This window comes from Bifidobacterium parmae (genome assembly GCF_002860365.1).
Taxonomy (GTDB): Bacteria; Actinomycetota; Actinomycetes; order Actinomycetales; family Bifidobacteriaceae; genus Bifidobacterium; species Bifidobacterium parmae.
This window is the reverse complement of the sequence record NZ_NMWT01000027.1, coordinates 58,975-66,205: the sequence shown is the minus strand read 5'-3', so window position 1 is coordinate 66,205 and position 7,231 is coordinate 58,975. Positions and strand designations below refer to the sequence as shown.

Annotated in this window: 5 protein-coding genes and 1 pseudogene; 5 read left to right on the top strand and 1 reads right to left on the bottom strand. The window is 68.7% G+C overall.

What is annotated here, in order from left to right; genetic code table 11:
- Nucleotides 1-259: pseudogene (locus tag Uis4E_RS11945) on the top strand (hypothetical protein); the annotation flags it as partial.
- 61 nt (nt 260-320) lie between these two features.
- On the opposite strand, the gene Uis4E_RS09050 reads toward Uis4E_RS11945, so the two are convergent.
- A complete protein-coding gene (locus Uis4E_RS09050; protein ID WP_101622844.1) occupies nt 321-1,661 on the bottom strand; it encodes an alkaline phosphatase family protein in 1,341 nt (446 codons plus the stop codon).
- 128 nt (nt 1,662-1,789) lie between these two features.
- Here Uis4E_RS09050 and Uis4E_RS09045 point away from each other — a divergent pair, with 128 nt between their 5' ends.
- The 4 genes from Uis4E_RS09045 to Uis4E_RS12250 all read left to right on the top strand — a co-directional run bounded on the left by Uis4E_RS09045 (nt 1,790) and on the right by Uis4E_RS12250 (nt 7,219).
- Nucleotides 1,790-4,468, top strand: coding sequence for a DNA gyrase/topoisomerase IV subunit A (locus Uis4E_RS09045; protein ID WP_101622843.1), 2,679 nt, complete (start codon nt 1,790-1,792; stop codon nt 4,466-4,468).
- 299 nt (nt 4,469-4,767) lie between these two features.
- On the top strand, nt 4,768-5,484 hold the full coding sequence (locus tag Uis4E_RS09040) for a hypothetical protein (protein ID WP_101622842.1): 717 nt from the start codon (nt 4,768-4,770) through the stop codon (nt 5,482-5,484).
- Nucleotides 5,471-5,800 carry a transcriptional regulator gene (locus Uis4E_RS09035; protein WP_165784934.1) on the top strand — a complete coding sequence of 110 codons (330 nt, stop codon included), beginning with the start codon at nt 5,471-5,473 and terminating at the stop codon, nt 5,798-5,800. The genes Uis4E_RS09040 and Uis4E_RS09035 overlap by 14 nt, the downstream gene beginning before the upstream one ends.
- 51 nt (nt 5,801-5,851) lie before the next feature.
- Nucleotides 5,852-7,219, top strand: a complete 1,368-nt coding sequence (locus Uis4E_RS12250) for an ABC transporter ATP-binding protein (RefSeq protein WP_243394501.1) — start codon at nt 5,852-5,854, stop codon at nt 7,217-7,219.
- Nucleotides 7,220-7,231: the final 12 nt, after the last annotated feature.

Here is a 7,231-nt window from a genome sequence, read left to right as displayed (position 1 = left end):
GACGGCGACGACCACGGACGACATCCCCGTGTTCCGTCCGAACGTGGAGCTGCCGCCGAACCAGAACGCCGACGGCGCGACGGATGCCGGCCGTCTCGGAGACCCGGCGCGTCTGGCCGACGTGGCGGACGTGGAGCAGCCGTCCTCCGCGGCGCCCTCCGGCGGGGAGCGCCCGCGCACGGAGCGCGAGGAGACGGCGCGACGCCGTTCCGGCCGGTCCGCGGTGCCCAGCTGGGACGAGATCCTCTTCGGCGAGTGACGGACGGCGGATCGGTTCCCGCCGTCCGTCCCGCGTGCATCCCCTGTCCTGTCGACGGCCGTCAGGCCATGTCGACGAGGCAGGGGATGTCCATTTCCAGCATGGTCTGGGAGCCGTGCACGCTGGGCAGTCTGGTCGCCTTGTCCGACTGGGTGCGGCTGTCGACGAGCGTGGTCCGACCGGCGGCCTGCACGATCACGTCGCCGAGCATCGGCGCGACGCGTGCGTCGACCGGTCCGAACAGGCCGTCGGCGACGGCCTCGCGCTTCGTGCGCACCAGCGCCTTCTCCCCCAGCCGGTCGCGCCACCTCGCGGCGATGTCTTCCGGATTCTCGTCCGGCTCGGCGTAGAGCATGAGGGCGCGCGGCTCGCCGCCCACCAGACGCACGCCCCGCGTGAGCGCCGGCTCGGCGGCGATGTCGATGCGCTCGCGTTCGTCGGACATGACCATGCCGTGATCGGCGACGATGACGATGAGCGTGCCCTTCGGGGCCTCGCGGGAGAGCAGGGCGAGCTGCGCGTCGATGCGTTCGAACGCGCCGATCCACTGCTCGGAGTCCCAGCCGTGGTTGTGGCCGACCTTGTCGGCGTCGCGGATGTAGAGATAGGACAATCCGGGTTCGCGCGCGGCCCGCGCGGCGGCGCGCACACGGTCGCGCGGCGTCACGCCGGATACGTAGGCCCCGCCGCGCAGCGCCGCCTCGGTGAGCGGCGACCCCTTGAACTTGGCGAGGCCGGAGCTGGTGACGGGCACGCCTTCGGCGGCGAGGCGCTCGAACACGGTGGGCTCGCGCTGCAGGTCGTGCGGGTCGACGATCGGGTCGACCGGCTGTGCCGCGAACCGGCCGCCGGGACCGGCGGGCTTCGGGGCGAGCGCGTCCTTGAACTGGATGAGCTGCATGAGACGGCCCGACGCCGGCTCCAGCTGCGTGTAGCCGGCCATGCCGGTCACGCCCGGGCAGGTGCCGGTGCCGAACGTGGCCATCGCGGCGACGGTGGTGCTCGGCGCGCACGTGGAGATGGGACGCTGGTTGGCGCTCTCGCGCATGAGCGCGCGCAGGTAGGGGGCGTGGCCGAGACGCATGGCGAGGTTCCAGTAGCCGAGGCCGTCCACGAGCACGACGATCGCGGAGCGCGCGTCGGGCAGTCCGAGCGCCGCCTTGAGCGCCTTCGGGTCGTGATGCACGCGGGTGGGCGTCGGATGCCCGATCGCCGCGGAGATGGCGGGCAGCACGGAGGACAGGTGCAGCGCGCCGCCGCGGGCGCCGGAGACCGCGGACGCACCGGACGCGTCGGGGGCGCCGGGGGCGCCGGCGTTCCCGCCGCCGGGCGTCCGGTCCCCGTACCGGGCGGTGCCGGTCAGCCGCAGCAGCTCTTCCATCTCAGGCGTCTCCACACTCATGCCTCCCCATAGTAGTAGTCCGGCGGCGTCAGGCGGTGCCGGGCGGGGTCGGATGGGGGTCGGCCGGGCGGCAACGGCGGCATGATAGTATGTTGCGGGTTTTCAATCGTCTTCAGGGAGTCCGTCACATGGCATCACACCGCAGGTCCGCAGCCGCCGCGTACGATCCGCGCACGGTGAAGGAGCATATCGTCGAAACGCCGTTGAACGAGGAGATGAGCAAGTCGTTCCTCGAATACGCGTATTCGGTGATCTACGCGCGTGCGCTGCCGGACGCGCGCGACGGTCTGAAGCCCGTGCAGCGCCGCATCATCTACCAGATGGGCCAGATGAACCTCACGCCGGACCGCCCGTACATGAAGTCGGCGCGCGTGGTCGGCGAGGTGATGGGCAAGCTGCACCCGCACGGCGATTCCGCGATCTACGAGGCGATGGTGCGCCTCGCCCAGCCGTTCGCGATGCGATTGCCGCTCGTGGACGGCCACGGCAACTTCGGTTCGCTCGACGACGGCCCGGCCGCCTCGCGTTATACGGAGGCGCGTCTCGGCCCGGCGGCGCTGGCGATGAACGCCGACATCGACGAGGACACGGTCGACTTCACGCCGAACTACGACAACAAGCTCAAGGAGCCGACGGTGCTGCCGTCGGCCATCCCGAACCTGCTGGTCAACGGCGGCTCGGGCATCGCGGTGGGCATGGCGACGAACATGGCCACGCACAATCTCGGCGAGGTGGTCGCCGCGGCGAAGCATCTGATGGCGCATCCGGACGCGACGCTCGAAGAGCTCATACACTACGTGCCCGGACCGGACTGGCCGGGCGGCGGCATCGTGATCGGCCGCAACGGCATCCGCGAGGCGTACGAGACGGGCCGCGGCACGCTCACCACGCGTTCGAAGACGCACATCGAGAACGTGACCGCCCGCAAGAAGGCGATCGTCGTGACCGAGCTGCCGTTCATGGTGGGCCCGGAGCGCGTGCTGGAACGCATCTCGGAGGGCGTGAAGAGCCGCAAGCTGGAGGGCATCACCAGCGCCATCGACCTGACCGACCGGCACAACGGCACGCGCATCGTCATCGAGATCAAGACCGGCTACGAGCCGAACGCGGTGCTCGCCCAGCTGTTCAAGCACACGCCGCTGCAGGACAACTTCACCATCAACAACGTGGCGCTGGTCGACGGCCGCCCGCACACGATGGGATTGAAGGAGCTGCTCCAGGTGTGGGTGGAGCATCGCCGCGTGGTGGTGCGCCGCCGCAGCGAGTTCCGCCGCAGGAAGGCGCTGGAGCGCCTGCACCTGGTGGAAGGCCTGCTGCTCGCCATGGTGGACATCGACGAGGTCATCCATGTGATCCGCACCTCCGACGACGCGGACACGGCGAAGAACCGCCTGATGGCCGTGTTCGACCTGGACGAGGTGCAGGCGCAGTACATCCTCGACCTGCGTCTGCGCAGGCTCACGCGCATGAGCCGCATCGAACTTGAGGCGGAGCGCGACGACCTGAAGAAGCGCATCGAGGAGCTGGAGCGCATCCTCGCCTCGGCCGCCGAACTGGACCGCGTCGTCGTGCGCGAGATGGACGAGACCGTCGCGAAGTACGGGACGCCGCGCCGCACCGTGCTGCTCGACGAGGGCCCGGACGGCTCGCTCGCGCCGGTCGTCGCGAAGGGCGACGATTCCGCCGTCTCCCGCGAGGCGCTGCAGGCGGCGCGCGACGCGGCCACCGTCTCGTCGGTCGCCGCTGACGTGGCCGCCGCCACGGCCGCCGCGAAGAAGGCGGGCGAGGAGGCGCCGGTCGCGGCCGCGCTGCAGATCGACGACGAGCCGTGCGTGGTGATGCTGAGCGCGACCGGTCTGATCGCGCGCACCACGCCGAGCGCGATGGACGTGTACGCGGCGCGGTCCGCCTCGGACAAGCGCGCGAAGGACGACCAGATCCGCGCGATCTTCCCGACGACCACGCGTTCCACGTTCGCTCTGGTCACGTCCGCGGGCCGTCTCGTGCTCGCGCATGCGGTGGACCTGCCCGCCCTGCCCGCTTCGGAGACGCTGAGCGTGTCCGGCGGTGTGAAGGCGGACGAGCTGATCGGCATGACCGAAAGCACCGACCCGGTGGACGGCGAGCATGTGGTCGCCGCATTCGCGATGGAACCGGCCGAGGAGGGCGGCACGCTGCCGCCGCTCGCGATCGGCACGCGCGGAGGCGTCGTGAAGCGTTGGAACCGCGAGGCGCCGACCACGATGGACTCGTGGCAGGTCATCGACCTGAAGGACGGCGACGAGGTGCTGGCCGCCGCGCCCGCGGCGGACGAGGACCGCATCGTGTTCGTCGCGTCCGACGCGTCGCTGCTCACATTCGAGGCGAAGAACGTGCGCCCGCAGGGCCGCACGGCCGGCGGCATGGCCGGCATCCGACTGGCCGCGGGGGCGCGCGTGCTCGCGTTCGCCGTGGTGCCCGCCGGCAAGGTCGCGTGGACGTACGAGGAGGGCGAGAACGGGCTGGCGTCCGCGTCCGGCGCGGTGGTGCTCACCGTGGCCGGCGACGCGGAGGCGCTGCCCAGCACCGAGAACGGTTCGGCGAAGGTGACGCCGTTGGAGATGTACCCGACGAAGGGACGTGCGACGGGCGGCGTGCGTTCGCAGCGCTTCCTCAAGGGGCAGAACACGCTGATCGCCGCGTTCGTGGGCGCGTATCCGCTCAACGCCTCCACCGATTCGGGCGCTCCGGTCGACCTGCCGAAGCCGGACATGCGCCGCGATGGCTCCGGCGTGGACCTCGCCGCCACCATCGCCTACGTCGGCTGACGGAAGTTCCGCTCCCGCTGGCGGGAGCTGGCCCGCGAAGCGGGACTGAGGGTGGTATAGGAGGTTAGACGCAGACCACCCCCAGCCGGCTACGCCGACAGTCCCCTCGTCGGAGGGGGCCACGTCCCAGTGATTCATCAAACGTTCATCCGGCGCGCCTCACCCAAACTTGTTTCCATATTGGAAAGTGGTATTGTTTTCCACAACGGAAAGAGGTTTGGGCGTTCGTCATACCCGCCGGGCACGGCATGGCACCCCGACCTCCATCCCGTATCGCCGTTTGCACGAAGGGGGTCATCATGACGGAACCGAATGGCGAGAAGAACGACCACATCGACGAAACGACCACGGTCGGCACGATCCGGTCTGCGGAGCATGGCGAGAACACCGGCTCCACAGGCGTCGAGACGTTCGGCACGTCCCCGGACACCGACGCCATGCCGAACGTCTCGGATGCGTTGGCGTCGCTCGACGCATTGGATCTGGACCGCAACAACGTCGCGGACCGGTTGGAGACCGGCGTGAGGGTCCCGAACACGCTGATCGGAGGAATCCTCGGATTGGCGAACGCCGGACTGTACTGGTTCATCGGCTGGGCGTTGCTCGCCGGTCATGGCGAGTTCACCATCATCGACGTGTGGATCTACGTCATCGTCGCCGTACTGATCGTAGGCGGCTATGCGATGTTGACGGCCCACGCGCAACGCGTCACCGGTATCGGCCTGTGGACCCGCCGGCAGCTCTCCCCCACCCCACAGGCGATGCGGGACGGCAGGTACCGCACGGCGTTCATCGTCTTCACCACCTGCAGCTGCGTGGCCGTGCCGGGCGGCATGCTGCTGCTCGGCCTGCTCTGCGCGCCCTGGTGGCCGGCCCTGATCGGCATCCCCCTGTGCGCGCTGCTGTCCGCCGTGACCTACCTGCGGTACTACGACGCATACATGCGGCTCATACGCGGGCCGCGCTTCACCGGAACGGGTTCACATGAATCGGAGGCACGTCATGACCGTGGCTGAACCGCATGGCACGGACGCCGCGGAACCGGTGTTCGACGAGGTCATCCACGCGCCGGTACGCCTGCGCATCTGCGGACTGCTCGACACCTACGGCACCGTGCGGTTCGACACCTTACGCGACACGATAGGCGTGAGCGACGCGACCTGCTCGAAGCATCTGAAGACCCTCGCCGACCACGGCTATGTCACGCTCGACAAGCACGCCGGAAACGGCGGCAAGGCATACAAGGTCACGTGGGTGAAATTCACCAAGGAAGGCGAGGCCGCGTTCCGATCCCACGTCGCCGCCCTCCGCGCCATCGTCGCAGGACGCTGACGATCACCCAATCGGTTTAGCCACCATCCTTCCGGTCTCGCTGCGCAAGCCGTGTCCGAAACCACCTGTCACACGGCATGGCTGGCGCAAGCCTACCCGAAAATCGTCATCCACCATCACTTCATCATCGAGGCGCATATGCACGCGGTGTTCTATAAGAATCTCATCCAGTTGCGGCACGATCCGACGAAACTGCTCGTCATCGGCCTCACCATCATCGGCTCGGCGGCGATCATCGCGCTCGTCGCCGGAACGGATCTGACGGCGCGACTCGCATCGCCGTTGTACCAGTGCGCGTTCGCCATCATCGGCGTGGGACTCGCGCCACTGATCGTGGACGCGTTCCGCGACGACGCGGCGGAAGGCGTCATCGCGACGCTGCGCGCGAGCGGTCAGGCGACGTGGCGATACCCCGTGGCGCAACTCGTCACCGCACTGCTGCCGCCCGCCGTACTGTCGCTGCTGTTCGCGACCGTCCCGGCATCGCTCGTCCCGTCGCTGCGCCCGCTCGCCGGAGGCGGGCAGGGCGTGGCGGCGACGCTCACGCCGGTGCTGATCGTCGCCGCGACCTACCTCTACCAACTCATCGCACACGGAAAGGCGATATTCATGACCACGGACACACTCGACCACGGCATCACGGACGGCGCATCGGACGCCACCACTTCCACCGCTCCCCTCGCCATACGCGTGCGGAACCTGACGTTCGGATACAAGCGCGACAGGCCGGTGCTCGAGCGCATCGACCTGGACGTGCCGGAAGGCCAGTCGCTCGGCATCCTCGGCTACAACGGCGCGGGCAAGACCACGCTGTTCTCGCTCATCACGGGACTGCTGCGCCCATGGCACGGTTCCGCCGCCATCAACGCGGACGTGTTCCATTCGATGCGCGACGTGTTCCAACTGACCGAATCCGGCAATCTCGCGATGACCATGACCATACGCGAGAACCTCAGATTCCGCGCGATGCTCTACGCCACACGCGAGAACCCGCATCCGATCGACCTCGAGCATCTCGACGCGCTGCCTATGGTGCGCGCGTTCGAACTGCAGGACCAGCTCGACAAGAAGGCGAAGGAGCTGTCGACCGGACTGCGCAAACGCGCGGGAATCATGGCGGGGCTGCTGTTCGACCCGAAGCTCATCCTGCTCGACGAACCGACGAATGCGGTGGACCCGATCACCCGGCAGTTGCTCATCGACCTGATGCGGCAGCTCAAGGCGGACGGCCGCACGATCCTCACCATCACGCATGACCTCGGTTACTGCTGGCAGGTCGCCGACCGCGTCGTCGTCCTCGACGACAGGCGGATCGTCAGGGATCGCATGGTCGCCGGTTTCGCCGACGAAGACGCGTTCCGGAAGGCCGCGACGCTCGGCCGCGAACGCGACCACGTCGATTTCGGACTGCGTAAGTGAGTCCGGCGGAAG